Origin of the sequence: Fibrella musci (genome assembly GCF_041321105.1) — a bacterium.
In the GTDB taxonomy this organism is placed as follows: Bacteria; Bacteroidota; Bacteroidia; order Cytophagales; family Spirosomataceae; genus Fibrella; species Fibrella musci.
This window is the reverse complement of sequence record NZ_JBGGWD010000006.1, coordinates 363917-390646: the sequence shown is the minus strand read 5'-3', so window position 1 is coordinate 390646 and position 26730 is coordinate 363917. Positions and strand designations below refer to the sequence as shown.

The 26730-nt window shown below is 55.4% G+C and carries 27 protein-coding genes; 9 read left to right on the top strand and 18 right to left on the bottom strand.

Annotated features, from left to right (window positions below; translation table 11 throughout):
- Window positions 1-176: 176 nt before the first annotated feature.
- On the top strand, window positions 177-1274 hold the full coding sequence (locus ACAW74_RS20965) for a mechanosensitive ion channel family protein (RefSeq protein ID WP_370700191.1): 1098 nt from the start codon (window positions 177-179) through the stop codon (window positions 1272-1274).
- Between the two features lie 44 nt (window positions 1275-1318).
- A complete protein-coding gene (locus ACAW74_RS20960) occupies window positions 1319-2263 on the top strand; it encodes a fructosamine kinase family protein (RefSeq protein WP_370700190.1) in 945 nt (314 codons plus the stop codon).
- Between the two features lie 6 nt (window positions 2264-2269).
- Here ACAW74_RS20960 and ACAW74_RS20955 read toward each other — a convergent pair whose 3' ends face one another.
- The gene (locus ACAW74_RS20955; RefSeq protein WP_370700189.1) at window positions 2270-2806 is read right to left on the bottom strand and encodes a hypothetical protein; all 537 of its coding nucleotides are present in this window, start codon (window positions 2804-2806) and stop codon (window positions 2270-2272) included.
- A 128-nt stretch (window positions 2807-2934) separates the two neighbouring features.
- On the opposite strand from ACAW74_RS20955, the gene ACAW74_RS20950 reads away from it, so the two are divergent.
- Complete coding sequence (locus tag ACAW74_RS20950; protein WP_370700188.1) at window positions 2935-4263, top strand: alpha-L-fucosidase; 1329 nt, start codon at window positions 2935-2937, stop codon at window positions 4261-4263.
- A gap of 98 nt (window positions 4264-4361) precedes the next feature.
- Here the strand turns inward: ACAW74_RS20950 and ACAW74_RS20945 are convergent, their stop codons facing one another.
- Together ACAW74_RS20945 and ACAW74_RS20940 are read right to left on the bottom strand one after the other, a co-directional pair.
- On the bottom strand, window positions 4362-4904 hold the full coding sequence (locus tag ACAW74_RS20945) for a hypothetical protein (protein ID WP_370700187.1): 543 nt from the start codon (window positions 4902-4904) through the stop codon (window positions 4362-4364).
- Window positions 4905-5021: 117 nt separating this feature from the next.
- Entirely contained in the window at window positions 5022-5807 is a 786-nt protein-coding gene (locus ACAW74_RS20940; protein WP_370700186.1) for a YdcF family protein, read from the bottom strand.
- A 78-nt stretch (window positions 5808-5885) separates the two neighbouring features.
- Between ACAW74_RS20940 and ACAW74_RS20935 the strand changes: the two genes are divergently transcribed.
- The 3 genes from ACAW74_RS20935 to arfB all read left to right on the top strand — a co-directional run bounded on the left by ACAW74_RS20935 (window position 5886) and on the right by arfB (window position 8992).
- Complete coding sequence (locus ACAW74_RS20935; protein WP_370700185.1) at window positions 5886-7358, top strand: thioredoxin-like domain-containing protein; 1473 nt, start codon at window positions 5886-5888, stop codon at window positions 7356-7358.
- A gap of 144 nt (window positions 7359-7502) precedes the next feature.
- Window positions 7503-8441 carry a 3-oxoacyl-ACP synthase III family protein gene (locus ACAW74_RS20930; protein ID WP_370700184.1) on the top strand — a complete coding sequence of 313 codons (939 nt, stop codon included), beginning with the start codon at window positions 7503-7505 and terminating at the stop codon, window positions 8439-8441.
- A gap of 143 nt (window positions 8442-8584) precedes the next feature.
- Window positions 8585-8992, top strand: a complete 408-nt coding sequence (gene arfB / locus ACAW74_RS20925; RefSeq protein ID WP_370700183.1) for an alternative ribosome rescue aminoacyl-tRNA hydrolase ArfB — start codon at window positions 8585-8587, stop codon at window positions 8990-8992.
- Between the two features lie 99 nt (window positions 8993-9091).
- Here arfB and ACAW74_RS20920 read toward each other — a convergent pair whose 3' ends face one another.
- The 8 genes from ACAW74_RS20920 to gcvT all read right to left on the bottom strand — a co-directional run bounded on the left by ACAW74_RS20920 (window position 9092) and on the right by gcvT (window position 16986).
- Entirely contained in the window at window positions 9092-10012 is a 921-nt protein-coding gene (locus ACAW74_RS20920) for a rhomboid family intramembrane serine protease (RefSeq protein ID WP_370700182.1), read from the bottom strand.
- Window positions 10013-10014: 2 nt separating this feature from the next.
- On the bottom strand, window positions 10015-10803 hold the full coding sequence (locus tag ACAW74_RS20915; protein ID WP_370700181.1) for a rhomboid family intramembrane serine protease: 789 nt from the start codon (window positions 10801-10803) through the stop codon (window positions 10015-10017).
- 86 nt (window positions 10804-10889) lie between these two features.
- Window positions 10890-12920 carry a DNA mismatch repair endonuclease MutL gene (gene mutL, locus ACAW74_RS20910; protein WP_370700180.1) on the bottom strand — a complete coding sequence of 677 codons (2031 nt, stop codon included), beginning with the start codon at window positions 12918-12920 and terminating at the stop codon, window positions 10890-10892.
- Between the two features lie 138 nt (window positions 12921-13058).
- Window positions 13059-13877: an enoyl-CoA hydratase-related protein gene (locus ACAW74_RS20905; RefSeq protein ID WP_370700179.1), complete on the bottom strand. Its 819-nt coding sequence runs from the start codon at window positions 13875-13877 to the stop codon at window positions 13059-13061.
- 99 nt (window positions 13878-13976) lie between these two features.
- Window positions 13977-14444: a GNAT family N-acetyltransferase gene (locus ACAW74_RS20900; protein WP_370700178.1), complete on the bottom strand. Its 468-nt coding sequence runs from the start codon at window positions 14442-14444 to the stop codon at window positions 13977-13979.
- A gap of 18 nt (window positions 14445-14462) precedes the next feature.
- A complete protein-coding gene (locus tag ACAW74_RS20895; RefSeq protein WP_370700177.1) occupies window positions 14463-14954 on the bottom strand; it encodes an NADH-quinone oxidoreductase subunit C in 492 nt (163 codons plus the stop codon).
- A gap of 90 nt (window positions 14955-15044) precedes the next feature.
- Entirely contained in the window at window positions 15045-15755 is a 711-nt protein-coding gene (locus ACAW74_RS20890; protein ID WP_370700176.1) for a 2-phosphosulfolactate phosphatase, read from the bottom strand.
- Window positions 15756-15864: 109 nt separating this feature from the next.
- The gene (gene gcvT / locus ACAW74_RS20885; RefSeq protein WP_370700175.1) at window positions 15865-16986 is read right to left on the bottom strand and encodes a glycine cleavage system aminomethyltransferase GcvT; all 1122 of its coding nucleotides are present in this window, start codon (window positions 16984-16986) and stop codon (window positions 15865-15867) included.
- On the opposite strand from gcvT, the gene ACAW74_RS20880 reads away from it, so the two are divergent.
- Window positions 16951-17823: a hypothetical protein gene (locus tag ACAW74_RS20880; protein WP_370700174.1), complete on the top strand. Its 873-nt coding sequence runs from the start codon at window positions 16951-16953 to the stop codon at window positions 17821-17823. The two genes, gcvT and ACAW74_RS20880, sit on opposite strands and share 36 nt — an antisense overlap.
- Window positions 17824-17860: 37 nt before the next feature.
- On the opposite strand, the gene ACAW74_RS20875 is transcribed toward ACAW74_RS20880, so the two are convergent.
- Window positions 17861-19321, bottom strand: a complete 1461-nt coding sequence (locus ACAW74_RS20875; protein ID WP_370700173.1) for a TonB family protein — start codon at window positions 19319-19321, stop codon at window positions 17861-17863.
- Between the two features lie 135 nt (window positions 19322-19456).
- Between ACAW74_RS20875 and ACAW74_RS20870 the strand changes: the two genes are divergently transcribed.
- Window positions 19457-20245 carry a transglutaminase-like domain-containing protein gene (locus ACAW74_RS20870; RefSeq protein WP_370700172.1) on the top strand — a complete coding sequence of 263 codons (789 nt, stop codon included), beginning with the start codon at window positions 19457-19459 and terminating at the stop codon, window positions 20243-20245.
- Window positions 20246-20248: 3 nt separating this feature from the next.
- Here ACAW74_RS20870 and ACAW74_RS20865 read toward each other — a convergent pair whose 3' ends face one another.
- The 4 genes from ACAW74_RS20865 to ACAW74_RS20850 form a co-directional block, all read right to left on the bottom strand.
- Entirely contained in the window at window positions 20249-21001 is a 753-nt protein-coding gene (locus ACAW74_RS20865; protein ID WP_370700171.1) for a dioxygenase family protein, read from the bottom strand.
- A gap of 33 nt (window positions 21002-21034) precedes the next feature.
- The gene (gene tatA, locus ACAW74_RS20860) at window positions 21035-21205 is read right to left on the bottom strand and encodes a twin-arginine translocase TatA/TatE family subunit (protein WP_370700169.1); all 171 of its coding nucleotides are present in this window, start codon (window positions 21203-21205) and stop codon (window positions 21035-21037) included.
- A 120-nt stretch (window positions 21206-21325) separates the two neighbouring features.
- On the bottom strand, window positions 21326-22048 hold the full coding sequence (locus ACAW74_RS20855; RefSeq protein ID WP_370700168.1) for a LytR/AlgR family response regulator transcription factor: 723 nt from the start codon (window positions 22046-22048) through the stop codon (window positions 21326-21328).
- Window positions 22045-23184 carry a sensor histidine kinase gene (locus ACAW74_RS20850; RefSeq protein WP_370700167.1) on the bottom strand — a complete coding sequence of 380 codons (1140 nt, stop codon included), beginning with the start codon at window positions 23182-23184 and terminating at the stop codon, window positions 22045-22047. Before ACAW74_RS20850 ends, ACAW74_RS20855 begins: the two co-directional genes overlap by 4 nt.
- A gap of 160 nt (window positions 23185-23344) precedes the next feature.
- Here ACAW74_RS20850 and ACAW74_RS20845 point away from each other — a divergent pair, with 160 nt between their 5' ends.
- On the top strand, window positions 23345-24178 hold the full coding sequence (locus ACAW74_RS20845) for a Rossmann-fold NAD(P)-binding domain-containing protein (RefSeq protein WP_370700166.1): 834 nt from the start codon (window positions 23345-23347) through the stop codon (window positions 24176-24178).
- Here ACAW74_RS20845 and ACAW74_RS20840 read toward each other — a convergent pair.
- Both ACAW74_RS20840 and ACAW74_RS20835 read right to left on the bottom strand, forming a co-directional pair.
- On the bottom strand, window positions 24123-25211 hold the full coding sequence (locus ACAW74_RS20840; protein ID WP_370700165.1) for a hypothetical protein: 1089 nt from the start codon (window positions 25209-25211) through the stop codon (window positions 24123-24125). The genes ACAW74_RS20845 and ACAW74_RS20840 overlap by 56 nt on opposite strands.
- 49 nt (window positions 25212-25260) lie before the next feature.
- Complete coding sequence (locus ACAW74_RS20835; RefSeq protein WP_370700164.1) at window positions 25261-26709, bottom strand: MBOAT family O-acyltransferase; 1449 nt, start codon at window positions 26707-26709, stop codon at window positions 25261-25263.
- Window positions 26710-26730: the final 21 nt, after the last annotated feature.

The window sequence follows — 26730 nt, the reverse complement described above, 5'->3', positions numbered from 1 at the left end:
AAGATAACGGAAGCGTTTAGTGGAAAACAATCAGCAATCAGAACGTGTAAGTCGGATTGAATCGTATGCCAAAGATAACAAAGCCCCCGTTGGACGGGTTGGAAAAATGAGTTAGCGACCGGAAGACAGCGAAGCCAAAGGACCACCAACGACCATAAATTTCTCACCTTTACCTCATGCAACAACAAATCGATGTCTGGATACGCGCCGTTATTCGCTGGTTTGGGTACGTACCCAACCGCGATCTATCGGGCTGGATCTTACTGATCATCTCCGTTATTGCGGGGTTGGCGACCACGTTTGTGCTCACGCAGATTATCCGGCTAATTGCCCAACGCAAGAATAATCAGGTTTTGGTCTTGCTGCGCCGGTACGTCAGAACGGCCTTTTATTTCTGGTTGCCTTCGCTGTTTTTTCTCACCGGCACCAACATTCAGCCCGAACGGTTTCTGCGGCGGCACCCCGTAGCCGATAAAGCGGCCGAGGTACTGTTTCTGCTCACCAGCACCTGGCTGGCGTTGCGGCTGCTGAAACTGGGCGAACTGCTGATGGTGCGTAGTTACGACATCAGCAGCGATACCAACCTCTCGCAGCGCAAGTTTGTGACGCAGGTGCAGTTTATACGGCGCATTATCTCAACGATTCTGGTGCTGGTTAGTTTTTCTTTACTGCTGCTCAATTTTCAGGGAAGCCGCAAGCTTGGTGCCAGCGTGCTCACTTCGGCAGGTATTGTATCGGTGGTAGTAGGTTTTGCGGCCCAGAAATCGCTCGGCAATCTGCTGGCGGGCATTCAGATTGCTTTTACGCAGCAAATCCGGCTGGACGATGCCGTGGTAGTCGAAAATGAGTGGGGGCGCGTGGAAGAAATCAACCTGACCAACGTGGTGGTTCGGCTCTGGGACCGACGACGGCTCATCTTGCCGATTACCTATTTCGTGGAAAACCCCTTCCAGAACTGGACCCGCTCCGACGCCAGCATTACCGGGGCCATTCTGCTCTACCTGGACTACAATACCCCAATTGACAAAGTGCGTGACAAAGCGAAGCAGATTGCCGAAGCCGACCCCCTCTGGAACGAACAGGTATTTGTGGTGCAGATCACCGACACTACCCCCACCGGCATTGTGTTGCGGGTACTAGTGTCGGCCAACGATGCCCCATCGGCTTTTGACCTGCGCTGTCACTTGCGAGAAGCCCTCATCACGTACCTACGCGACGAACACCCACAGAGCCTGCCCCAGGTACGTATCCAGAGCGGTGCCGGGCTGGCCTAGGAGCGTAAACGTCCATCTTCATGCAGTACGGTCAAACCTAAGTTATGTTTTGGGGTAACGAGCAAGCCGATTTTTTCGAAACCATCCTGTACCAGCACCTCGGGCAATCCGTGGAAGTGCTCGATACGCAGTTTCTGAGCGGCGGCGACATCAACACGGCGGCGCGGGTGTTTTCGTCGGAAGGCACCTTCTTCGTAAAGTGGAATCATGCCCGAAACGGCGACCTGGGTCGTCAGACGCCCGATGGGCAGTCGGCCGAGGGGCGCGATCTCTTTGCCGCCGAAGCTGAAGGGCTCGACCGCCTGCGCCAGACGCACACCGTGCGCGTACCGAACCTGGTCGGGTATGGTCAGCAGGGCGATAAGGCCTATCTGATTCTGGAATTTATTGAATCGGGGCAGGATGGGGCCGGTCTGCGCAACGCGACCACGCTCTACTGGACGCAGTTGGGGCAGCAACTGGCCGAGCTACACGCCCACACACAGCCGCTCTTTGGTCTCGACCACGACAATTACATTGGCTCATTGCCGCAGCGCAACGCGCTCACCGAAAACGGCCACACCTTCTTTTTTGAGCAGCGCCTGCTACCCCAAGCCGGTCAGGCACTTTACAACGGCCTGCTCGACAAACGTACCTACGAAGCGTTGTTTCGGCTCCGCGACCGCCTGCCCGACCTGCTGCCACCCGAACGACCCGCCCTGTTGCACGGCGACCTCTGGACGGGCAACGTGCTGCTAACCGAAGACGAACAGCCCGCGCTGGTCGATCCGGCGGTGTATTATGGCTTTCGGGAGGCCGAGTTGGCGTTTACTCACTTGTTTGGCGGATTTGACGCCCGCTTCTACGAGGCCTACGACGCGCTCTTTCCACTCGAGCCGGACTTTGCTGACCGCATCGCCATTTACAACCTGTATCCCCTGTTGGTGCATGTCAACCTGTTTGGGGCTGGGTACGTTCCCGGCGTCGAACGAGTGTTAAACCGGTTCTAAGCGCGATTACTGCTTCGTCAGCGTCATCGTGTAGGTCGTCTGGATACCCTGATTGCTGAGGTCCTGGTCTTTCCACTGAAGCGTGACCAGATTACCCGGCGCAAACGTTTTTCCGACCGTCATACTGGTCAGGTTGCCGGTTCCAATAAGCTCCACTTGGTTAGGCGACTCCTTGTACGTTCCGTTCGGGTCGACCAGATAATCGACAATGAACGTAGAGTTTGGACCGTTGACGCCGCAGGTAGGCAGGTTATCCTTGTTAGTCGACAACCGAGAATCCTGCGCAAACGTCCAGGTTATGTCGGTCAGGCAGGTTTCGTTAACGCGCTTGAGGTATTGGAGGTAATCGGTAAATCGTTCGGGTGATCCGTTCACGACTTTGGGCCAGGCGGGGTCCATCGTGAAGGCCGTGACTTTCCAGTTGCCAACCAGCGACGTAGGGGTCGTGTTGACGGTTCCCGATCCCGGTTCGTCAGTCTTTTTACAACCCATGACGAAAACCAGACTCAAACCAACCAGTACCGAAAGCATTCGTGTTACCATATCGTTGAAATAAATAAGTAAAGGTTTCTATATAGACTTTATATGTTTTGAAAAGTAACCGCTGATGGGGCGTTAAAAGTAAGTCGACAGGCGAGGCGGCTTTTCAGCGCAAAGTCAATCCCTTTACTATGCGCACGTTACTTGTTCTTTTAAGCCTGTGGTCGCTGACGGCCACCGCCCAGTCCTACCAACCTACCGCCGACAACCTCGCCGCCCGCAAAGCCTTTCAGAACGACAAATTCGGCCTCTTCATTCACTGGGGCGTCTACAGTCAGCTCGGCGATGGCGAATGGGTCATGAACGACCAGCACATTCCCATCAAAGACTACGAGAAGCTGCCTACCTTTTTCAACCCGACGCAGTTCGATGCCAAAGCTTGGGTGAGCATGGCCAAAAACGCCGGGATGCGCTACATCACCATCACCAGCAAGCACCACGACGGGTTTGCCATGTGGCATTCCAAAGTGAGCCCCTACAACATCGTCGACGCCACACCCTACAAAAAGGACGTACTGAAAATGCTGGCCGACGAATGCAAAGCACAGGGAATCAAACTGTTTTTCTACCACTCGCACCTCGACTGGCACCATCCCGACTACTTTCCCCGTGGCAAAACTGGTGGCTCCTGGACGGGCCGACCCGAAAAAGGCAATTTCGACACGTACCTGCGCTACATGGACGCCCAACTGACCGAGCTACTCAGCGGCGATTATGGCCCCATTGCCGGTATCTGGTTTGATGGCTGGTGGGATCAGGCCAAAGACGAGATGAACAAAAGCACCCGCGATACCAAAGTCGACTGGCAGTTACGACGTACCTACGACCTCATTCACAAGCTGCAACCCGCCGCCCTGATTGGCAACAATCACCACGTGGCCCCGTTCGAAGGTGAAGATTTCCAGATGTTTGAGCGCGACCTGCCGGGCCAGAACACCTTCGGTTACAACACTAATGAGGTGAGTCAGTTACCCCTCGAAACCTGCGAAACGCTCAACGGTGCCTGGGGCTTCAACCTGAGAGACAATCACTACAAATCGCCCAGGGAACTGGTTCGGTATCTGGTGAAAGCCGCCGGGCGCAACGCCAATTTCCTGCTCAACGTGGGCCCGATGCCCAACGGCAAAATCCAGCCGGAGTTTGTCAACGCGCTGGCCGAGGTAGGCAAATGGACGCAGCAGTTTGGCGAGACCGTCTACGGCACGCGCGGCGGTCCGGTTGGCCCTCGGCCGTGGGGCGTCACGACGGCTAACGGCAAGCGCGTCTTCGTGCACATCCTCGACTGGAACGACGCCCAATTGACGCTACCTACCCTGCCAACTCGGGTTAAATCAGCCCGACTTTTTGGGAGCAAGCAGGCCGTGAAAGTGAGCCAAACCGCCGACGGCGTGTTGCTGACCATGCCCACCGCTCCCGCCGCCAACGCCATAGACACCATTGTCGAGTTGGAAACGGAATAGAACGAGTGATAAACAATACGTGGTGCGTGATGAACAGCCAGAGTTCGGGAAAACATAGCTCGTGTTCATTACGCACCACGTATTGTTTACTACGCGTTTTATTGCTGCCGCGCCATGGTTATCGTATACGACGTAGGTGTTGGCTGACCACCTGGATTGACGCTTAGGTTAGTCACCAGCGTAGCCGTGCTAGTCGTAACGGCTTTGCTGTACGTAACCGTTTGAGGCCCCCGAACGGTTAGCTGGTTGGCATCTTCAGTGTAGGACGTCGACGCCGCAAAAAAGCTGTTTATCAGCTGCTTAGTCAACGTAGCACTTGTGCAGGACGATATAGAGGCTGAATTATTGGTGACAGTGCCGTTATTGAACGACAGCGTTGTGGTGGTAGCACAGTTAGGTTCCAGCAGCGTTAGACCACTAACCAATTCGGTTACTGGAAAAGGGACTCTTGGATCCGTGTAACCAGGATTAATGTTGATGGCGGTTAGGCGCCAGTTACCCTGTATCGTGGTCAGGTTGTCGGAGCCACCAGTACCAGGGTCATCGGTTTTCTTACAGCTTACCACCAACGCAAAAACGAGCGAGAGGGCAATGGCATTGGTCAGCAGAAAAACAAGAATTGGACGTTTCGAGGCGATCATATTCACGTAGTTTTTAGTCGATCAGACAACGGCAAAAATGCGTCAAATTGTCTAAATCGTGTGTTTTGAAGCAATTTTGTAATTAAGCGGCTTTGAGTTGCCCCACTCTGCACAGAATCAAACGTACCCCATGGCGGCGTAGGTAACGTACCCAACCAATTCTTTAATTAGATGCATGGCATCGGCAAAGGCCTGTTCATGGGGCACCAGCACGTCGGCCAGCACCAGTTGCCCCGGCTGTTGCATGTACGACCCGGCAAAGGGCGTGGCCGTAATGCCTTCCCGCGCAAAGCAAGCCAGCGCCCGTCGCATATGAAACGCCGACGTAACCACAACGCATTGGCTCGTTTTGTAATGCTGCCGAAGCAACCGAGCCGAAAAGAGCGCGTTTTCCTGCGTATTGCGGGAGCGGGTTTCCCAGAGCAGATCCCGGGTGGGGATGCCCGCCAGGTGCAGAAACTGCATGGCCGCCTGCCCTTCCTGCACGGCGCTGGTTCCGTAGAAAAACAGGCCGCTCTCGCCTCCACTAATCAGAATCTTCTGTGCCCGCCCGGTTTTATACAGATACAGCGCCTGCCCCAGTCGGTCGGCCTGTTGCCCCAACAGCGGGCGAGCGGGCGTAACCGGCAGTTTGGTGTTGATCATTCCCCCCGTCAATACCACGGCAACGACCGGTTGGCCCTGAACGGGTTGGGGTAACGGTTGGGTGGGGTTTACCTCCCAGCGCGGGGCCAATTGATTATAGACCAAATAGCTGTTTCCCAATACCCAAAACAATAACAGCGACGTACCCACGAGCCGCCGACGGTACCGGGGCAGTAGCCACGCCCCCACCAACGTACCCAGCAACCACCCCGCCGGCGTCAGAAAATAACCAATTGATTTGGAGAGAACGTAAAACATGGAATGAATATTGACGAGTGGTCACTTACGGAGGGTACTCTTCAATATACAGCGCCCAATATCCGTTAACTTTGTGCTATGAACTTACGTAACTACTGCACGTTGATGTTGGGGCTAAGTCTGGGGTTGGTATCTCTGCTGGCCTCCGCCCAATCACCCGAAGGTCATCGGATCGCCGGACGCATTCGGGGCCTGAAAGATACCACCGTTGTGTTGGCGCATTACCAGTATGATGCGACCCACTACGTGCCGAAAGATACGGCCCGCGTCGATGCCAGCGGCAACTTCGTCTTCCAGAGCCGCAAGAAGCTTCCCGAAGGCCTCTATTTGGTGGTTCTGCCCAAAGGCCGCTACTTTGACCTTATGCTCGCTGAGCAGCAGTTTGGTTTCGAAACCGATACCACCGACCTGATTGGTAGCATGAAAACGGATGGTTCGGTCGAAAATGCAGCCTTTTATGGGTATCAGCATAAGCTCAAAAGCATTTTCGACCAGATGGGAAAGCTCGATAAGCTGCCCAAATCAGAGGTGACGGCGCAGCAGATGAAAGCCCTGCAAACTGAAGCGGCCGCCTACCGGAAAGACTTTCTGGCCAAAAACCCTAAACTCCTGACCAGCAAAATCCTGCTCGCCTCGGCCGACCCCGACGTACCTACGCCGCCCAAAGCCGCCAACGGCCGCCCCGATTCGCTCTGGCAGTTCAATTACTACAAAAATCATTTCTGGGATAACTTCGACCTGACCGACGATCGCATGCTACGTACCTCGCTGTTGCAGCCCCGTATCGATCGCTACATCAAAGAGCTGACGTTCCAGCAGGTCGACTCGTTGACCAAGGAGGCTGACATGCTCATCAAGCGGGCCGGCCCCAGCAAAGACATGCGCAATTACCTGATCTGGTACCTAACCAGCCAGTATGAGCGCCCCAAAGTGCTGGGTACCGACGGCCTGTTTATTCACCTGGTCGAAAATTACTGGCTCAAAGGGCAGTTTGACAACCTCGATTCGAGCACGCGCAAAACCTTGACCGAGCGCGTCGCGATTCTGAAGCCGTTGCAGGTGGGTAAATCATTTCAGATGCCCGTTGTGAGCGATACGCTCGCCCGGCCCATCAATCTGGCACAGGCAACCACCGGAGCCGACTACACGGTGATGTTCTTCTACGCGCCCCACTGCGGGCATTGCCGCGAAGCCACCCCTAAGGTGAAGCAGTTTACCGATTCGCCCGCCGGTAAGGGCGTGAAGGTTGTGGCGGTGGCCATCGAAGACTCGGCTGAAGACTGGAAGAAGTTCATCCGCGAGTTTAAGCTGACCAACTGGGTCAACGGCTACGATCACAGTCAACGCATCGACTTCCGCCGTCAGTACGACGTATACAGCACTCCGACTGTTTACGTACTTGACAAGAACCGGAAAATCATTGCCCGCGCGCTTCCGGCTGAAGACATCGGTAACTTCATTGAGTTCAGCCGGAAGCAGGCTGCCAACAAAGCGCCCGCCGCCACTGCCACCACGAAGCCGACGCCTAAACCAAAGGTAAGTGGCCGGTAACATTTGGACCACTTAATCGGATTGGTGGTATTTTACTCAGTCATTATAGTACAATACTCATTATACATACCACGTTTTCTTAGAAGCCTTTAACTTTCGCTTTCAATTCAGTTGTTGGCTTTGTAGGCCAAGTTAAATCGGCTCATGTTTATTCACGCAGTTAGCCACTATTTGCCTGCTCAAGTAGTTGGTAACGATCATTTTACCCGGCTCAACGGGCTATCAGACGAATGGATTACTACCCGAACAGGTATTAGTGAACGCCGGAAAGCCGCACCGGGCGAAAACACCAATACCATGTCGATCGAGGTGGTCAACCACCTCATGGCCAAAGCTGATTTAAGCACCGTTGATCTGATTGTAGGCGCGACGTATACCCCGCACGACACCATCGTGACGCTGGCTCACGTGGTGCAGAACCACCTGAACATCGCCGATATCCCGACAGTCTCGGTATCGTCGGCCTGCTCGTCGCTTCTCAATGCCATCGAGATCGTAGAAGGCTATTTCGCGTTGAACAAAGCCACCCGGGCGCTGGTGGTCGTGTCGGAGCACAACACCGGCTATTACAACGAAGACGATACGGTGTCGGGCCACCTGTGGGGCGACGGGGCGGCGGCGTTGCTCATCACCCGCGAGCGGCAGTCGGACCGTGACCTGACCATCAAAGGCCTGCTCACTGGTGGCGCTGCCCATGCAGGTAAAGCCGTTGAAGCGGTTGTATTGCAGCCGCTGGAACGGGGCGTGATTATGCCCTATGGCCGCGACGTTTTCCAGAACGCCTGCATTTATATGCCCAAAGCCAGTCTCCAGATTTTGGCCAAATTTGGCCTTACGGCGGCCGATGTCGATTATGTGCTGCCTCACCAGGCCAACCTGCGCATTAGCCGGAATGTGATGCAGACGCTGGGGCTGCCGGAAGAAAAACTTATTTCAAACATTCAATACCTTGGCAATACGGGTTGTGCCGGTTGCGCCATCGCCTTGTCAGAGCGCTGGGATTCATTCCAGCCCGGTGAGCGCATCGTCGTCACGGTCTTTGGCGGCGGCTATTCCTACGGCGCGATGCTGGTAGAGGTATAATTTTGGGATGGCACGCGGATGACGTGGATTTTGGTAATGATCGTGGATTTTAAACCTGTTAGTCTAAAGCCACCCAAAAACCCGCGTTCATCCCTAAAATCCCCTTTATCTGCACGGTCCGCCGCTGCGGTTCCCAAAAAGCCATGCCTTTCGATCCTCGCAGCTTACATTCTGATCTTCGCTTCCAGTTTGCGCGCAGTGGCGGTGCGGGCGGGCAGAACGTTAACAAAGTGGCCACTAAGGCCGAACTTCGCTTCAACGTGCGCGAGTCAGCCTTGCTAACCGACGAGCAACGTACTCTTCTGCTCGACAAACTGGCAAACAAACTCACGACCGAGGGCGAACTGGTTCTGACCCACCAGACCGAACGTACCCAGCTCGCTAATCGCGAAAAGGTTATCAAGAAGTTCGATCGGTTAATCGCCAAGGCGTTCGAAGTACCCAAGCCGCGCAAAGCCACCAAGCCCAGCGCCGGTATGATTGCTCAGCGGCTCGATCAAAAAAAACGCCGGAGCGAGGTCAAAGCCTCACGCCGGCGCATTGATGATTGATTGTTGTAGAGACGCAATCCCTTGCGTCTCCTCCGTGTCAGCCATTTTTCTACAAAATGATGGCGCGTTTGAGACGCAAGGGATTGCATCTCTACGAGATTATGACTTCTGGCTGGCCCGAAATAGCTTCTGCTTCTCTTCGCGAGTGAGGCTTTCGTAGCCTGACCGGCCAATCTTATCCAGAATCGCGTCGACTTCGTCCTGATCGGGAATACCCACGTGCGTTGCTGAACTCCCCGCCGCAGCATAGGCGCTGGGCGTTGTTTGCGCGCTACGCTGGCGTTGCGACACCTTTACGGGCGGTTTGGTACGGAACAGGTTGCTCCAGATGTCCATCACCCAATAAACCGGGCGGCCCATGTCGCTACCGTTTTGCAGCAGCTTGATGTACACAAATCCGACGAGTGCCCCGCCAATGTGCGCGAGGTTACCGCCGGCGTTGTTACCGACCGAGTTGAAGAACGACAGGACGACGAAAAACAGCACGATGTATTTGATACGTACCGGCCCGATGAAGAGCAGGTGGAACGTGTAGTTGGGCAGCAACGTGGCCGCACCGACCGCTACCGACAACGCCGCACCCGACGCACCGAGCAGCACCTGCCCGCCTACCTGATTGTTGAAATATGGCACTAGGTTGTACGCTACGAAATAGCAAAGCCCACCGCCCAGCGCGCCCATGATATACAACCCAACCAGCCGACGGCTGCCGAGGTATTCCTCAATAAGGCGACCAAACCAGTATAAAAAGACCATGTTCCACAGAATATGGAACGGATCGTAATGCGTGAAGGAATAGGTCAGTACGGTCCACGGTTTGCGCAGCAGCGCACCCGGTTGCCAGGGCATCATGAGCTGGTCAAGAGTCCACTGGTAGTATTCGGTGTGGTTGGTCAGTTTCGAGACTACCAGCACCAGAATCACAGCCAGGAAAATGACCGTGTTAATCAAAATCAACTGCACCAGCGTATTGTTGGGCTTGTTGAATTCGGACTTGAAATCATCTAGTAGTCCGCTCATTGTTAGTAGAATGTTTTTCGTTGAGATTCCCAGACCTTAATGATGATATAAGCGAAGAGCATACCACCAATGTGCGCAAAATGGGCCACCCCGTCGGCCTGCGCCCGATAAACGCCCGTGTAAATCTCCCAGAGGGCATAGGCTCCTACGAGATACTTGGCTTTAATCGGAATAGGAGGGAACAACAGGAACAATTGTGTATTGGGGAACAATAGGCCAAACGCCATTAACACCCCGAAAATTGCCCCCGACGCCCCCACCATCGGTGTGTTGACCTGCGTGGCTACATAAGCGGTTAAAATCTTGCGCCCCCCCTCAATATACGCCGGATTTTCCGGGTCAGCATCGAATTTCTGAATAAACGGCTCGATGTTATCGTAGATCGAAGAAGCGTACCCATTGATAAACCCGATAAACTCACCGTTGGTTGGGTTGGCCCGATAAGTTTCGAACGCCTGCACCAGTCCGGCAGTCTCATAATAGTTCACAGCGAGGTAGAGAGCCGCTGCGCCAAGGCCTGTGAGCAGGTAAAAAGTTAGGAAACGGCTCGCACCCCACGTCCGTTCGAGCAGCGGCCCGAAGACCAGTAACCCCAGCATGTTACTGAATAGATGGCTAAAGTTGCCATGCATGAACATGTGGGTAATGAGCTGAATAATGTTGAACTGTTGCGATAATAGAGAATGTAGCGCAAACTGATCAATCACCTCTTCGCGCACCGACGAGGTTAGAAAATAGACCAGTACGTTAACCAGCAACAGCGTGCGAACGGCAGGAGTAAACGAAAACATAAGTTGTATGCCAAAGCCGGTACTTCGGCGGGTCACTAGTAAGAGGCAATACGTATCGAAGCCGTAGCCTCAACGTACCTAACTCATTACGGTTTAAATAATTCAGCTAATTTATCCAATGTCAATACCGTGGTGATGGCCTCGCCACCCGGCGTGTAACTGGGGCTAGCCGATCCAAATAGTTGATCGACGAGCGCCCGTCGTTCGGCCTGCGTCATCGGTTTCAGATGGCGGCTCGCCGACCGACGCGCCAGCGACCGGGCCAGTGCTTCAAGCCGGTCCAGTTTCAGCCGTCCCGTGTCTTCCCGCAGTTGCGCCAGTAAATTGGCAAACAACTCTTCTTCGCGCTCTTCACCGATCTGCACCGGTACGCCGCGAATCAGAAAGGTATTGGGGCCGGTCTCGTCGAATTGAAAGCCAACGCTTTCCAGTTCCTCCCGCACGTCGAGCGCCAGCTGAAAATCGACCGGCGACACCGTCACGGTTTTGGGAAACAGCAACTGTTGCGACGACCCGCTGCGTTTGGTCAGCGCCGAATGAAACTGATCGTACAGGATACGTTCGTATGCCCCACGCTGATCGATAAGCAACACACCCGACTTGACGGTCGTCAGCAGGTAACGATTCTTCACCTGAATCACAGCGGTTTCTACGTCGTCGGGAACCGCCTGGCCAGGTACGTCGGCACCCAGCTGATTGGCCCGGCTGCCCATCTTCGTTACCACATCCGTACCTACGTCAGAAACGGGCGGTTGGCTTTCATTTTGGCCAGAAACAGCGGGTGTCGCCATCGGCCGGGGCATTGGCTCCGAGCTGGGTTCAATCCAGCTGACGTCGTGGGTCAGCGGTTTGTCGGGCTTTGGTTTGGCTTTGGCCGTAGCGCCTGCCCCTTCAAATAACGCCTGCCAGTTTTGGGGCGCCGACTTCCGGTATATCTCGGCCGGGGGCGGTGTGGGGCTGCTGCGCGGAGTATCGGCGGCCGGGGCCGCCTGACTGGCAGGTTTAGCCCACGAAGGCGTAACGGGCTTGGGCGCACTGGCCGCCTGAGCCGCCGCAATCGATAGCGCATCGCGCCCGCCCCGATTCAGGAAATTAACGTCCGACTCGAAATTGAGCGACGGCGACAGGTTATACACCCCCATCGCCTTCCTGACGGCAGCCATCACGATGGCGTACACCGACCGTTCGTCGTCGAACTTGATCTCGGTTTTGGTGGGGTGAATGTTGATGTCGATATGCGACGGGTCGATTTCGATGAACAGCACGTAAAACGGGTGGTGTCCTTCGGGAATCATCCCTTCGTAGGCCCCCACCACGGCATGATGGAGGTAATTGTGCTTGATATAGCGATTGTTAACGAAGAAGTACTGTTCGTTGCGCGTTTTGCGGGCCGATTCGGGCTTGCCGATGTAGCCGTGCACCGATACATAGGGCGTCTCTTCGTCGCAAGAAGCCAATTGTTCGCGGTACGCCTTGCCAAACATATCCACGATGCGGCGGCTCAGCTTGCCCGCGGGCAGATTAAACACCTCCTGATCGTTGTGAAAAAGCGAAAACGCCACTTCCGGGTTGGCCAGTGCGATGCGCTGAAACTCGTCGATGATGTGGCGCATCTCGACGGAATTGGACTTCAGAAAATTACGCCGTGCCGGTACGTTGAAGAACAGGTTTTTAACGAGCAGATTCGTACCCGGCAGGCACGATACAACCTCCTGCGCTTTTATTTCCGACCCTTCGATGCGCACCAACGTACCCAGCTCATCGTCGGCGCGACGGGTGCGCATTTCCACCTGCGCCACGGCGGCGATCGACGCCAGCGCTTCGCCCCGGAAGCCCATTGTCCGAATCTTGAACAGATCGTCGGAGGTACGAATTTTAGAGGTTGCGTGGCGTTCAAAACTCATCCGGGCGTCGGTCTCGGTCATGCCTTTGCCGTCGTCGATGACCTGCACCAACGTTCGGCCGGCATCACGCACCACTAGTTGCACCGATTTTGCCCCCGCGTCGACGGCGTTTTCCAGCAACTCCTTCACCACCGACGCCGGGCGTTGCACCACCTCACCAGCAGCAATCTGGTTGGCAATCGAATCGGGTAGGAGTTGAATGATATTCTGCATAAGAAAGGTTCTTCGTCGTTGGCCCTTCATCCGTAACAACTTCAGCCGAAACAAACGGTGTAGTTTCCAGACGCGGATGGAGCGACGCCAATGACTACTGACCTAACAGCAAAAAGCCCAAAATAGTGGCCTGCAAACCTACTGATTTCGCCAGTTTGGCGCGCGTTTTTCGAGGAAAGCGGCCATGCCTTCACGGGCGTCGTCGGTTTGCTGAATTTGCCCAAACTGATCGTGCAGAAAAGCCTGCTGCTGGCTCTGCGGCAAGTTTTTAAGCTGCTCGTATGCCCTCAGACCAAACCGCAGGGCGGTGGGTGAAACGGCCGTCAGCTCAGCCACGAGGGCGGCTACCGTCTGGTCAATTTCTGCCGCAGGCGCGGTATGTGTTACCAGTCCGGCAGCCAATGCCTCGGCCGCGCTCAGGGACTGTCCGCGCAGGCACAAATCGAGCGCCTTGCGGGCGGGCATGAGATCGAGCAGGATAGCCAGTACCTGAAACGGAAACAGGCCGCGCTTCACTTCCGGCAAGGCAAACACCGCCGACTCGGCCGCGACGGCGTAGGTAGCGCCACCGACCAGCAGGAACCCACCGGCATAAACGCTGCCCTGCACGCGCACGATGCTGGGTTTATGCAGCCCCGCCATCAGTTCGCCCAGCCGCACCGGCCCGGCGGGCAGCGGCACGGTATCGTCGCCGGTGTCGCCAGCCTGTAGGGCTTTCAGGTCCATGCCCGCGCAGAAGGTATCGCCCGCCGCCGCGAGTACCACCACCCATACCGTGGGCGTATGGTGGGCATAGGCCAGCGCAAAGGCCAGTTCGTTGAGCAGCGTGGGGTTGAGGGCGTTCTTTTTCTCCGGCCGGTTGAGGGTCAGCGTGAGTACATGGTCGCGCTCGTCAACCAGCAAATGCCGCAGCGGGCGCGTAAGCAAATCAGCAACCTGGTCAGACGTGTAGAGCATAAGGGTTGGTTAATGAACAATGTACAATGCACGATGTACAATGAGCAGCATCACATGGGCGCACCGTGCATTGTACATCGTACATTGTTCATCGTGCATTCATAAGCTTTTCCGAAAGCAGAGGCTATCGGGCATGCCGATGTATTGGCCGTAGTTGGGTGTGCGTTCGTAACCCCACCGGGTATAAAGCTGAACGGCCTCGGGTAGTTTGATGCTCGTCTCGAGTACACAGGCAACGTACCCAATCTCCCGGCTCCATCCTTCCAACTCGGCCAGGATGGCTCTGGCGATACCCTGCCCGCGATAAGCCGGGTCGACGTACATCCGCTTGATTTCGGTAGCTTGGTCGTCGAAGGGTTTAAAGGCCCCGCACCCCACAGGTACAGCCTGCCCCGTTACAGCGGGGTCATCCACATAAGCCACGACCACGTACCTGAGCGCGTCGATTTTGTTAAACTGCCGGTAGTAGGCGTCGTCGCTTCCGTTGACCGACGTCAGGTACGTGTCGAGCGCCCCAACGAGCGTTTGAAAATCGGCATGGTCCGATGTGGTCCGTAGCAGCGTCATGGCGATAAGGGGCAGTCATTATTTGGTCGAAATACCGTGGTACCGGTCGGGCTCCTGATAGTCGGTGCGGAGCGGGTGCCCTTCCCAGTCAGTTGGGAGCAGAATACGGCGCAGGTCGGGGTGGCCCGTGAAATGAATACCGACCAGATCGAAGGCTTCGCGCTCATGCCAGTCGGCAGTGCGCCACACGCCCGACAGGCTGGGTACGTTGGGCAGGCCGTGCGCATCCGCCGGATTCTGACGCGGAACGGTCAGCTTCAGCATCAGGTCGTGTCCGTACGGGATCGACGTCAAGTTGTAAACGACTTCCATCGTGTTCTTCTCGGGCCCGTTATCGATGGCCGTTACGCAGGCGAGCAGGTCGAAGAACAGGCGTTCGTCGTTCCGCAGAAACTGGCACAGCGCCACCAGTTCATCAGCCTGCACGGTCAGATAGGGCTGAAAATTGGCCGTGACAGCCTCGACCGCGAAGCGTTCGGCCAGGTACGTATGGAGTTCGGAAAACGTCATCTGTTCACTGTTTTCTGTTCACTGTTTTCTGTTCACTGTTAGTTCCGCCTGTAAACAGAAGACAGCGAACAGAAAACAGTAAACCGCTTTTTACACATCCATCCGCACGAGTGAGCTGCCGCGAAGGACGGGCACGACGTCGTACAGATCGTGTTGTAGGCAGTAGGCAATGTCTTTCTGGATACCCAGCCGCTGCAACCGCCGGATGTGCGAGGCATTGGCCAAGTAGTTGATCAGGTTGTCTTTGCCGTCGACGTAGAGGCGATGGGCCATCAGAGCACCGTCTTCGTTCAGCGCGTATTCGTCGCGAAGCCGGTCGGCGAGGGCCCCGGCGAAGAGGGTATCTTCGAGGTTCACGCGCCCTTTCCAGCCTGCACACAGCACGAGCACGTCGTAAGGCTGGGTACGTAGGTAACGGGCCACGGCTTCCAGATTCAGGAACGACCCGACCAGCACTTTCACCGCCGACCGCGACTTGGTGATGGCGAGCGTGCCGTTGGTGGTGGTCATGGCAATGTCGGCACCCTGCAACCGCTCGTCCATATAGCTGAACGGCGAGTTATCGAGGTCGAAGCCTTCGACGGTGCGGGCGTTGCGTTCGGCGGCGGCCAGATAGCCCCGCTGTTGCAGGTCGCGGCACTCATCGACCGTAGCGACGGGAATAATGCTGCCTACGCCATAGGCAAAGGCCGTTACCATGCAGCTCGTCGCCCGGAACACATCAGCCACCACGACAATGGTGTTATCAACGGTGTGAAGATGCAGTAAATCAGGCGTTAAGCAAACGTCAAGGTTATTCATAAATAGTTTTTAACGCAAAGGCGCGAAGGTTAACGCGAAGAACGCAAAGGATTTAGTCAAAAAGCTTTGCGCCCTTCGCGTCAACCTTCGCGCCTTTGCGTTCCCGTTTTTATTTCTTAATAAATGGCATTTTGACGACTTCGGCTTTCAGGAGTTTGTCGCGAACTTTCACGAAGATTTCGGTGCCGGGTTTACTCAGGTCAGTGGGTACGTAGCCCATGCCAATGCCCTTGCCCAGCGTCGGCGACTGCGTGCCGGAGGTGACCTCGCCCACCACCGTTCCGTCGGCGGTGCAGAGTTCGTAATGACTGCGCGGAATACCCCGGTCGATCATCGAAAAACCAACCAGTTTGCGCGTCAGACCAGCCTCTTTCTGTGCTTTCAGGGCGGGAGCATTCACGAAATCGTGCGGTCCCGACCCAGTGGTAAATTTGGTAACCCAGCCCAGCCCGGCTTCGAGCGGCGAGATGTCGTCGGTGATGTCGTTGCCATAGAGGCAGAAACCGGCTTCAAGGCGGAGGGTATCGCGCGCGCCAAGGCCGATGGGCTTGATGCCGTAGGGCTTACCCGCTTCCAGAATGGCGTTCCAGACGGCTTCGGCCTGATGATTGGATACGTAGATTTCAAAGCCACCTGCTCCCGTGTAGCCCGTTGCCGATACGATCACGTTGGCCATCCCGGCAAAATCGGTTTTCTCGAAGGTGTAGTAGCTCATCGAGTCGAGCAGGGCGTTGGTCAGGGGTTGCAGGGCCTTGGCGGCCAACGGCCCCTGCACGGCGAAAAGACACATGTCGTCGGAAACGTTGACCATCTCCAGCGGGGCGCCGGGCCGGTCATACTCGGCAGCGTACTGGCTGATCCAGTTCCAGTCTTTTTCGATGTTCGAGGCGTTAACCACGAGCATGTATTCGGTGGCCGAAATCCGGTACACGAGCAGGTCGTCGACGGCCCCGCCACGATCGTTGGGCAGGTATGAATACTGCACCTTGCCATCGTAGAGCGCGCTCGCGTCGTTGGCCGACACGCGCTGAATGAGGTCGAGCGCACCCTCGCCTTTCAGGATGAACTCGCCCATGTGCGAGACGTCGAAGATACCGACGGCGTTGCGGACGGTGTTGTGTTCGTCGAGATCAGAGGTGTAACGAACGGGCATTTCGTAGCCCGCGAAGGGAACAATCTTGGCTCCCAACGCCCGATGAACGGCGTCGAGCGGAACGGTTTTCAGCGACATGTTGACGGTTTTGATGCCGCAAAAGTACGCGAAACGGCGCGAGGATGGATGCTGAGTTTACGTAAACAAAAACAAGGCAAATGGTCTCTTCATAAAAATACAGATACCTCAAGTGCCGTTATTTTGAGTAAAACATACTTATTCAGGTTATCACATCCGTCTACCAAACCTCTCCTAGTCGTGCTCAACGGTCCTTTATGCAAACCAGCGCTTATGCTGCCAGTACTATTTCTGCTGACGATGGCCCCATTTCAGGCCAAAAGCGCTGCGCCATTGGCTGTTAACCAGAACCATTCTGACCGCGGGCCCGCTTTATCCCCCCACGCTACCGACACACTTAGCCGTCATGACGTGCGGGAAGAAGCAAGCAGAGGACAGTCAGCCACGATCAGGCTGGAGATTCCTTTTTCTATCAATGGCCAGTCGATGACCTTATCCAGTCAGATTCTTTACGACGCAGATGCTCAAACTGTGAAGCCATTAGAGTTGTTCCTGTATGGACCAGGAGCGCCCGACGAACAAACGAACTATGTGTCTCCAGTCGCCGATTACAATGTTGACGGCTCTATTGAGTTTATCGGGAACCTGGGTTTCCAGTATAAAACGCCACATACACGAGCATTGGTCGAACGGGAAGGTGCAGCGGTTACGTTGAGTGCGGGTCCTAAAACCCAGTTGGTCAGTGACCATAGTCAACAGCAGCCTTATACGCTTTACCCGGTCGATATCCTTTATGTTCGCTTTACGATCGATAGCAAAGCAGGGCGTGGACATGGCGAGGTACAGGTTGGTGGTACGAAGGGCCCTATCTACAAGTACCGAATCACGCCACAGTGATCGTGTGTGATAGGAGCACCTATCTGGTCCCCACACCTTATTCCATCAGAAACGAAACGGGCAGGTTGTATTTTACGCGGACGGGTTTACCCCGCAGGCTACCTGGTTTCCATTTCATGTTCATGCGCTTGGCGACCCGCAATGCTTCCTGGTCTAACGACCTGTGCACGCCCCGCAGTAGCTTGAAATCGCATAGCGACCCGTCCGTACAGACGGTGAATCCGATGAACACTTTACCCGTAATCTTCGCTCGCTGCGCGTCGACTGGGTACGTTATATTTTGCGCCAGAAACTCATACATTTTGGGTAATCCACCCACAAATTCAGGGTTCTTTATGGCTTCCTTATAGGTCGTAGTTTCTCCGTTGATGGTAGTCACCCCACCCAGGCACTTGCCCTGCTCGTAACGCTCTTCGTACTGGTAAGCGCCGTCGGCCGTATGTCCTTTCCAGACACCATGCTGAAAGCCATCCAGGTAATCGCCCTCTTCGGTCAGCAGGGTTTGTTCGTTCTTATCCTGCGAGGAAGCCACCCACTTATGATTGATCGAGTGGCCGTTTCCATCTTTCACCAGTTGCCGACCGGTGCTATCCCACTCCATGTCGACCCGATACGCGCCCATCATCTTATCCTTCGGGTCATAGGCAACCCACTGCTGCGTTTGTTTTATTAGTCCGCTGGGAAAATATGACACGCGGCTCCTCGTCGTATTGTCTTCCTGAAAAGCCACCTGTCCATTCCGATGATAGTGGATGGTCGGGCTGTCATTCCGGTCGGCCGATTCGGTTTTCAGCAGACTCCCATCCAGTCGCAGCGTGTAGATCGTGCCGATCCAGTCACCGTCGGGCTGTTTGTGCCCAATCCTAATCGTCGAGTCCATGTCTTCCGATTCGGAGTAAATGCGCTCAAACGGAAAGCGGCCTAACTCCTTACCGGGTACACCCTTATTGACTTTACAGATGCGCAGATCGCCGGTGGGAAGGCCGGTGGTTGTATCGATGGGGACAAGGATCACTCGCTCGGCAGTAGCGGGGTCGGCCGATTCGCCAGTGTCTTTGTAATAGAGTATCGAGTTACCCTGGGCGTAATAGACGGGCGCATTGGCCTGAAACGTAACCGGGTACGTCACCGCCTGCCGGACTGGTTTGCCGTTTTTTAGTGCCGGACGCCAGAAGTTGGCGTGGCGCATCACCCGAATGGCTTCCTGATCGCAATCGGGGCGCAGGCCGCGCAGGATTTGCACGTCGGAAAGGCGACCGTCGGTTTCAACAACGCCTTTGATCGTAACCCGCCCCGTCGCGTTGGCAACGCGCGCCATGAATGGCTTATTGAGGTGCGTTTTCAAAAATAGATTGAGCATCGGTGGGCCACCCCGCGGCATAGCTACCGAGTCGATTTCAAACGACTGATAAATAGGCTCTTGCGCCCACGCGTTCAGCGAGAGTGCACCGGCAAAAAGTAAGATTAGGCAGATTGATGAGGTGTAACGCAACCACATGGCTAGTCGGAATTCGTTTTTTGTAGCCCAATATACTAAATAAGGCTACAGACGCTAACATTTTTCGGTTACATCAAGTTGACCACAGTTGTTACCTTTGATGTGGTTCGTTCCATTCACTCCCCAAAAAACGCTATGAAACTATCGGCTGGCTGCGATTTACAGTTCGATGTAGAGGCTGAAACGCCTATGGTCCTGATGTTACGCCCGCGGTCGGGGGCGGGGCAGTGGGTCATCAGCGAAGAATACACCATCGTGCCGCCGGTACCCGTCACCGAATTTACGGACCTGTATGGTAACCTATGCCAACGCCTGATGGCCCCCGCCGGGCCGCTTCAGGTACGTACCCAGACGGTCGTGCAGACCGACGATGCCATTGACGTACTGGCGGGGGCGCCACTCACACTGGTGCAGGATCTGCCCGACGACGTGCTGCACTTCTTGCTGCCCAGCCGCTACTGCCCCGCCGATCAGCCCGAGATTGGTCAGCAGGCCAGTTCGATTATCGAGGGTGTGGAACCGGGTTACGATCAGGCCGAAGCCATTCGCCACTGGATCAACACCAACCTGACGTACCAGTACGGCACCAGCGACGCCACAACCTCAGCTCTGGAAACATTGCAAAAACGCATTGGCGTTTGCCGCGATTTTACCCACCTCGGCATTTCGCTTTGCCGCAGCCTGAACATCCCAGCCCGGATGGTAGTGGGCTACCTGCATGAGCTGAAACCGATGGACCTCCACGCCTGGTTCGAGGCCTACGTAGATGGGCGGTGGTTTACGTTTGATGCCACCCAAACAACGCCAAAAGGCAACCGGATTACGGTTGCCTATGGTCGCGATGCGGCGGATGTGGCCTTTGTGACCCAGTTTGGCCCGGCTACGCTCCAGAATATGAGTGTTTGGGTCGATACGGCCGTGTAGCGTCTATGCGCTAACCACGATGGTGTGGGTCAGCGTATACCCCGCTGATACACTGCCCGACAGCGTGGCAAGCTCGGTGGTGAAGCCATCGCTGAAGACATTGTCGCGCTCGTTGAGTGTATCCTGTGCCCCTTTGGTGTAGCCCTGCGACGAGGCCGTCGTGTAGACTGTGTTGGTCACGTCGTAGGGGAAGGCAATCTGGGTTACCAGCAGCGATTTGCCCGATGCATTGTAGATGTGCACGTGAACGTGTGGCGCTCGCCCCGAGTACCAGCCGGGGAAGATCGTGGTGAAGCTTACCAGCCCGTTGGCGTCGGTGGTCTGGCGGCCGCGCAGGAAATCTACGCTCTGGAAGTTGACACTTTGCATGCCGGTGCCGCCGTATTCCGAGTAGTAGCCGTCTTTGTCGCAGTGCCATACGTCGACCAGCGCACCCGCCAGCGCAGCACAACTGGCGTTGGTATTTTTGACGGTGATGTTCATCGTCGTGACGATGCCGGTGCGGCCATCGCGGATGTCTTTCCGAACAAAATTGGCCGGTAATTTAGTCGGAAACGGCCCTTCGGTTTCGGAAGGTGTTACCGTGCAATTGCTGGCCGAGCTACCGTTGGTGGAGCCACCGGAAGTGGAACTGCCCGTGGTGGTAGTTACCGGATCGACCGACGACGTGTCTTTGCAGGCAACAATGGCGGGGGCTACAGCGGCGAGGCCGATCAGGCTACCGAAACCGCGCTTTAAAAATTCGTTACGTTCCATAAAGAGTTAAGTTGACAGCTGAAATGAGGGTGTTTACCGGATGGTTGCGTCGTTGATCGTTGACTGAATGTTCTGCGTAGCGTCTTTGAACTCGCGGATGCTTTTCCCAAGCCCACGCGCCAGATCAGGCAGTTTTTTCGAACCAAAAAAGAGCAGCATAACTGCCAGGATAAGCATGATTTCGGAAGTGCCCAGACCAAACATAAGCGGGTGCGTTAACCAGTTTTTCGTGTATATACACCTATAACGCAGCCCTTGCCCCCCACCGTTGCAGGGCACGCTCACTTAGCGGTAAACAAACGGATTGTGTCGGTAAATGGCCGGTCAGGCCCGGAAACGGCTCATCAGCGCCGCTTCGTAGCTGGCACCAACCGGAATGTCACGCCCGGCCAGCCGGATGGTTTTATTCCGAATGCCCTCAATTCGGCTGAACGGCACAATAAACGAACGATGCACCCGGACAAACTGGCTGTCGGGCAGCTTGTCGAGTAAGGCTTTCATGGTCATCCGGGCCACAATGGGGCGAGGCTCCGAAGCGAGGTAAATTTTGAGGTAATCGTCTAGCCCCTCGATCAGCACAATATCGGTCAGCGCCACCTTATAGACCGTATAATCGGCCCGAACGAAGAGGTACTCATCGGCGGGTTGGCTAGGTACGTTGGTCTGGGTACGTTGCTGCCAGTGATAATAGTCATTGGCCTTGGTTACGGCCTGCGTAAACCGCTCGAACGTAAACGGCTTGAGCAGGTAATCGACGGCGTTGAGCGTAAACCCTTCGACGGCGTATTCGGCGTAGGCGGTGGTGAAAATGACCATCGGCGCCGTGCCCGTTTCGGCCTGAATTGTCCGGTAAAAATCCGTACCGATCATAAACGGCATGTTGATGTCCAAGAAGAGCAATTCGGCCCCTTCGCCAACCAGATAGCGCTGTGCTTCATCGGTGCGGGTAAAGGTCTTCCGCAGATCAATGAACGGGGTTTGCCCACAAAAATGGGTCAGCACACGCAGGGCAAGCGGTTCGTCGTCGAGCGCAATCGCACGGATCATAACAGGCTGATGTCAAGTTCGACAGCAAACGTATCGGGTTCATCACGAATCACCAACTCGTGGCGGCCGGGGTAGAGCAGTTGCAGGCGGGCTTTGGTGTTGCTCAGGCCAATGCCGCTGCCCACGGCCGTCGGGTCGGCCACGCGTACTTTCTGATTCGAAACCTTCAGGTGTAGCTGCCCGCCCGTAACGACCTCGATCCTAATGTCGATACGCGATGGTTCCTGCGGGCTGACGCCGTATTTGAAGGCATTTTCGATGAACGAAATCAACAGCAGCGGCGCAATCTGGTAGCCGTTGACGGCCGTCGGGGCCTTGTATGAAACCTGCACTGTATCGACCATCCGAAGCCGTTGCAGGGCGATGTAGTGGCCGATATAAGCCAGTTCGTGGCTCAGCGCCACGCGATCCTGCCGCCCTTCGGTAATGACGTAGCGCAGAAACGACGACAGCTGCACCACAGCGTCGGCCGTCGACGGCGACTGCTCAATCGCCAGCGAATAAATACTGTTGAGCGTATTGAACAGGAAATGCGGGTTGATCTGCGCCTTCAGGTAAAGCAGTTCGGTTCGGATGCGTTCACGCTCCGTTTCGCGCCAGCGGTTGTTGATCCGGATAGCCAACGACAGTAGCAAGCCTGCCAGAAAGAGGAAAAACGTCTGACTGATTTCGGGCGGAAGCCCCGGTGGGTGTGGCCGACCATTGGGCAATGGGGCAGCGGAGCCGGGCGGTGGAACAGGCCGACCATCGTTGGGAAAGGGCGGGCTGCCAGTATGGCCATGAGGTGGCGGCGGAGGGAATCTTGTTTCACCGGCAGGCGCGTCAACAGGTTGCGGTAATCCGCCTCCCTGATTTACCACCGACAGCGCCGTCTGAATCAGGAGAAACGAGCCCACCACGCTTACGGCGTAAAGCCCGTAATGGCGTTCGACAAAAAGCCGGGGAATCAGGTAATAGTAATTGGCATAGAAGAAGGCGACCGTCAGCCCATACGACAGCAGATTGCGCCGTTCGTGGGGGTTGGTCGGTAATTCAGCCAGTTTGGCAAACCCATTGTCGGCAAACAGATACGGCAGCGACAGAAAGAGCAGGCATCCCAGCAGGTGGATCAGGAACAGGGCAATACGGCGGTTCATACGAGGCAATGAAGGCGAAAAGTTACGCCACACGGCAGGCCTATGCGCACAATCGAGGCAAAGAGCCCGAAATTGCCGGTAAATGGGGCTTGGGGCTGAAAAGAGTCCGTTTTTACAAGTTGAGTTCTTTACTTCATCCGATTTTTTCGCGACTAAGTTCATGGCTAACGCTTCGACACGTACCTGCAGTATTATTGGGCTCGGCTGGCTGGGACTGCCTCTTGCTGAGCGCTTGCTGACACTCGGCTATTCGATTTTAGGTAGTACGACTACGCCCGAAAAGGCTGCCTTGTTACGCCAGAAAGGCATCAACGCGGTCGAACTGCGGCTCTCACCCGCCCCCGACGGCAACCTGGCGACGCTACTAGACGCGGATGTGCTGGTGGTGAACGTACCGCCCCGCGCCGGGCAATTTGGCGATCAGCACCACCCCGAGCAAATGCGTTTGCTGGCCGAGGCTGTTCGTTCGTCGCGTATTCGGCATGTTATCTACGTCAGTTCAACGTCTGTCTACCCTGAACTGAACCGCGATGTGTATGAAGAAGATGTGCAATCGCCCGTTCAGTCGGCAGCGCCAGCTCTGGCAACAGCCGAGCAATACTGGCTCGCGTTGGCCCCCGAACGCGCCGTCACGGTAGTTCGCTGTGCAGGGCTGATGGGTGGCGCGCGCATTCCGGGTAAGTACGTTGCCGGGCGCACCGTCGACTCAGGTACGTTGCCAGTCAACTACCTGCATCAGGTCGATGCCGTGGGGCTTCTGTCGGCCGTGATCGAGAAAAGGATCGTGGGTACGTTCAACGCCGTCGCCCCGCAGCACCCAACCCGCGAGGCCGTTTATCGACAGAGCTGCGCCGCGTTTGGCTATGCAGCACCTATGTTCGTTACGCCCGAAAAACCGCTGCCGTTCAAGCGCATCAACGGCGACAAACTGACGCGGGCTACTGCCTACCCGTTTGTTTATCCTGACCCGCTGTCGTTCCCATATCAGCCATAAGGCAGGGAGTCGTTCTGACCAGGTTATTGACGATGCCCATCCAATAACGGCGGCCCTCTCTGGTCCAGTGGCCATCGCCGAGGTGGTACCAATTGGGGTGTTGCCGAATCGTGTTGATCGTGCTGATTACGGTGGGTTGCAGATCAGGATGGCGCTCGATCCGCTCAATCTGGTGATTGTACACGCCCAATGTTGGTGCCAATACAGTCGACTTGTTCGGAATTAATGTGAGATACACTTCCTGGAAGCCTAGTTTCCGATAATAGGCTGTCACGTAGTTCAGGCGTTTTACCACCGCATTGATATCCTGTTCCTTAATGTGGCGAAACGAACTGAGCACCTTGGTGGTGTCAACTTCAGAGTCATAAAACGCATGCTGTTTATTGGCCGACAAACGGGCGCCGGAGGTGCGATCAAACCAGTCGAGCATAAACCCGGCCTTACATTCCTTCGCTTTCAACGCCAGCTTGTTGTTGAACAGCATGAACTCCAAGCGGCTGTTCAGATCGGAGCCAAACCGGGTGTTTAGCAGGTTACTAACCCAGCTTGTGGGCTTGGCCACGGGCGGCTTAACACGGCTCGAATCAACCAGTGCGTTGGTGGTATACAGTTGCCACGACTGATCGAGGAATCGCTCCTGCAACACCCGTTCGATGATTTGGATAACCAGAATATTCCGTTTGGTCGAATCAAGTTTGATCGTCTGCCGCCCGTTGCCGATCCAGACATGCACATTTTTCTCCGCCGGGTAAAAAGATGTATCGATGTCAGTGAAGCTATCGCCAATGGTGTATAGGTGCACACCCGCCTGTTTAATGTCGGGCAGATCGGCCGAGTCAAGCTGATCGGTCACATGGAACCCCTGCTCCTTAAACCGCGCCACATTGGTCATGTTGTATAAATCACCAAACTGGTATTGATCGGCGATCCAACCGCGCCGCGCCAGCGCCCGTTCCCACGACGGGGTGAAGCTCACCATAACGATTAGTGAGACGATACTGATACCAATCCAACGTAAGGCAAATGAACGCATAATGACGAAAGAGGCAGGTTACTAACTGATTTGTAAAAGCATCGACAAATCAGAATTGGAAATAAATAAACTGATTGCTGGTAAAGACGCCGAAGAAATAACAGACCGCGGCCAACAACGGAAAGGCAATCCAGAATACGCGCGTAGTCACTTTGTCTACGAGTTGAATCCAGTAGGGCTCGAAGCGCAGCAACAACACAAGTCCACCGGCAAACAATAACTCAGTCTGGCTCAATGCCACCTGAATTGGCTCCTGATGATCCGTGGCGATCTTCCTGATAATCAGCCCGGCATCAGCAAACGAATTGGCTCTGAAGAAGATCCAGGCCAGCGTAACGAAGGCAAACGTCAGAATCGGAGCAATAAATGTCATCGGGGCACCTTGCAGCGCGTATTCCGCCTCGGGTACGTTGGCCAGTCGAGCTTGTTTGTCGCGCCGATACCGCCGCCAACTCTGTTCAATAATGAGCATAAACCCGTGCAACAGACCCCAGAAGACAAACTTCCAGCTAGCACCGTGCCAAAGGCCACTCAAGCCAAAAATAGTAAGTGTGTTCAGGTACGTTCGGGCAGGCGACTTCCGGTTGCCACCCAGCGGGATGTAGACATAATCCCGAAACCAGGTCGACAGCGAAATATGCCAGCGCCGCCAGAAGTCGGTAACCGACGTAGCCAGATAGGGCGTCCGGAAGTTTTCCATCATGCGCACCCCCATAACACGCCCCGCCCCAATAGCAATGTCGGAGTAGCCCGAGAAGTCGCAATAGATCTGAATCGAATAAGCGACGGCGGCAATCAATAGTGAGGTGCCGTTGGAGTTATCGACATGCGCAAACGCCGGATCAACAAGCAGTGCCAGCCGGTCGGCAATGACCACTTTTTTGAACATGCCCCCGGCCATCATCAGTAACCCCGACCGCACCCGCGCCCAGTTAAATCCGGGCAGGTCATGCAATTGAGGCAACACGTTCTGCGGCCGTTCGATGGGCCCCGCCACCAGTTGCGGATAAAACAGCACATACAGCGCATAATGGGCCAGGCTCCGTTCGGCCTTCTGGTTGCCCCGATACACCTCAATGGTGTAACTCATCGACTGGAATGTGTGAAATGATAGGCCAATGGGCAGCACAATTCCCGGTGCCAGCAACGACAGCGACGGCAGGGGATTCACATACCCAATCCGTTCGAGCAGGTACGTGATGTTATCGTTGGCAAAATCGTAGTACTTGAAAAAGGCCAGCAGTGCCACATTGGCCACCAGGCTACCAATCAGCCAGTTTCGTCGTTTTTTTCCTTCGGAGGCCTCGATCCAGAGCCCCGCCTGATAGTCGATCGCGATGACCAGAAACAGAATGAGCAAGTAGGCCGGAATGTAAGCCGCGTAGAAATAGCAGCTCGCCAGCAATAAGAGCCCCACGCGCTTCCGCCCCGACAAACTGAAAAACAGCAGGGTTACGAGCGTGAAAAAAAGTAAAAAATGGAGCGAATTAAACAGCATGCAATTACGGGTAGTTGGTCC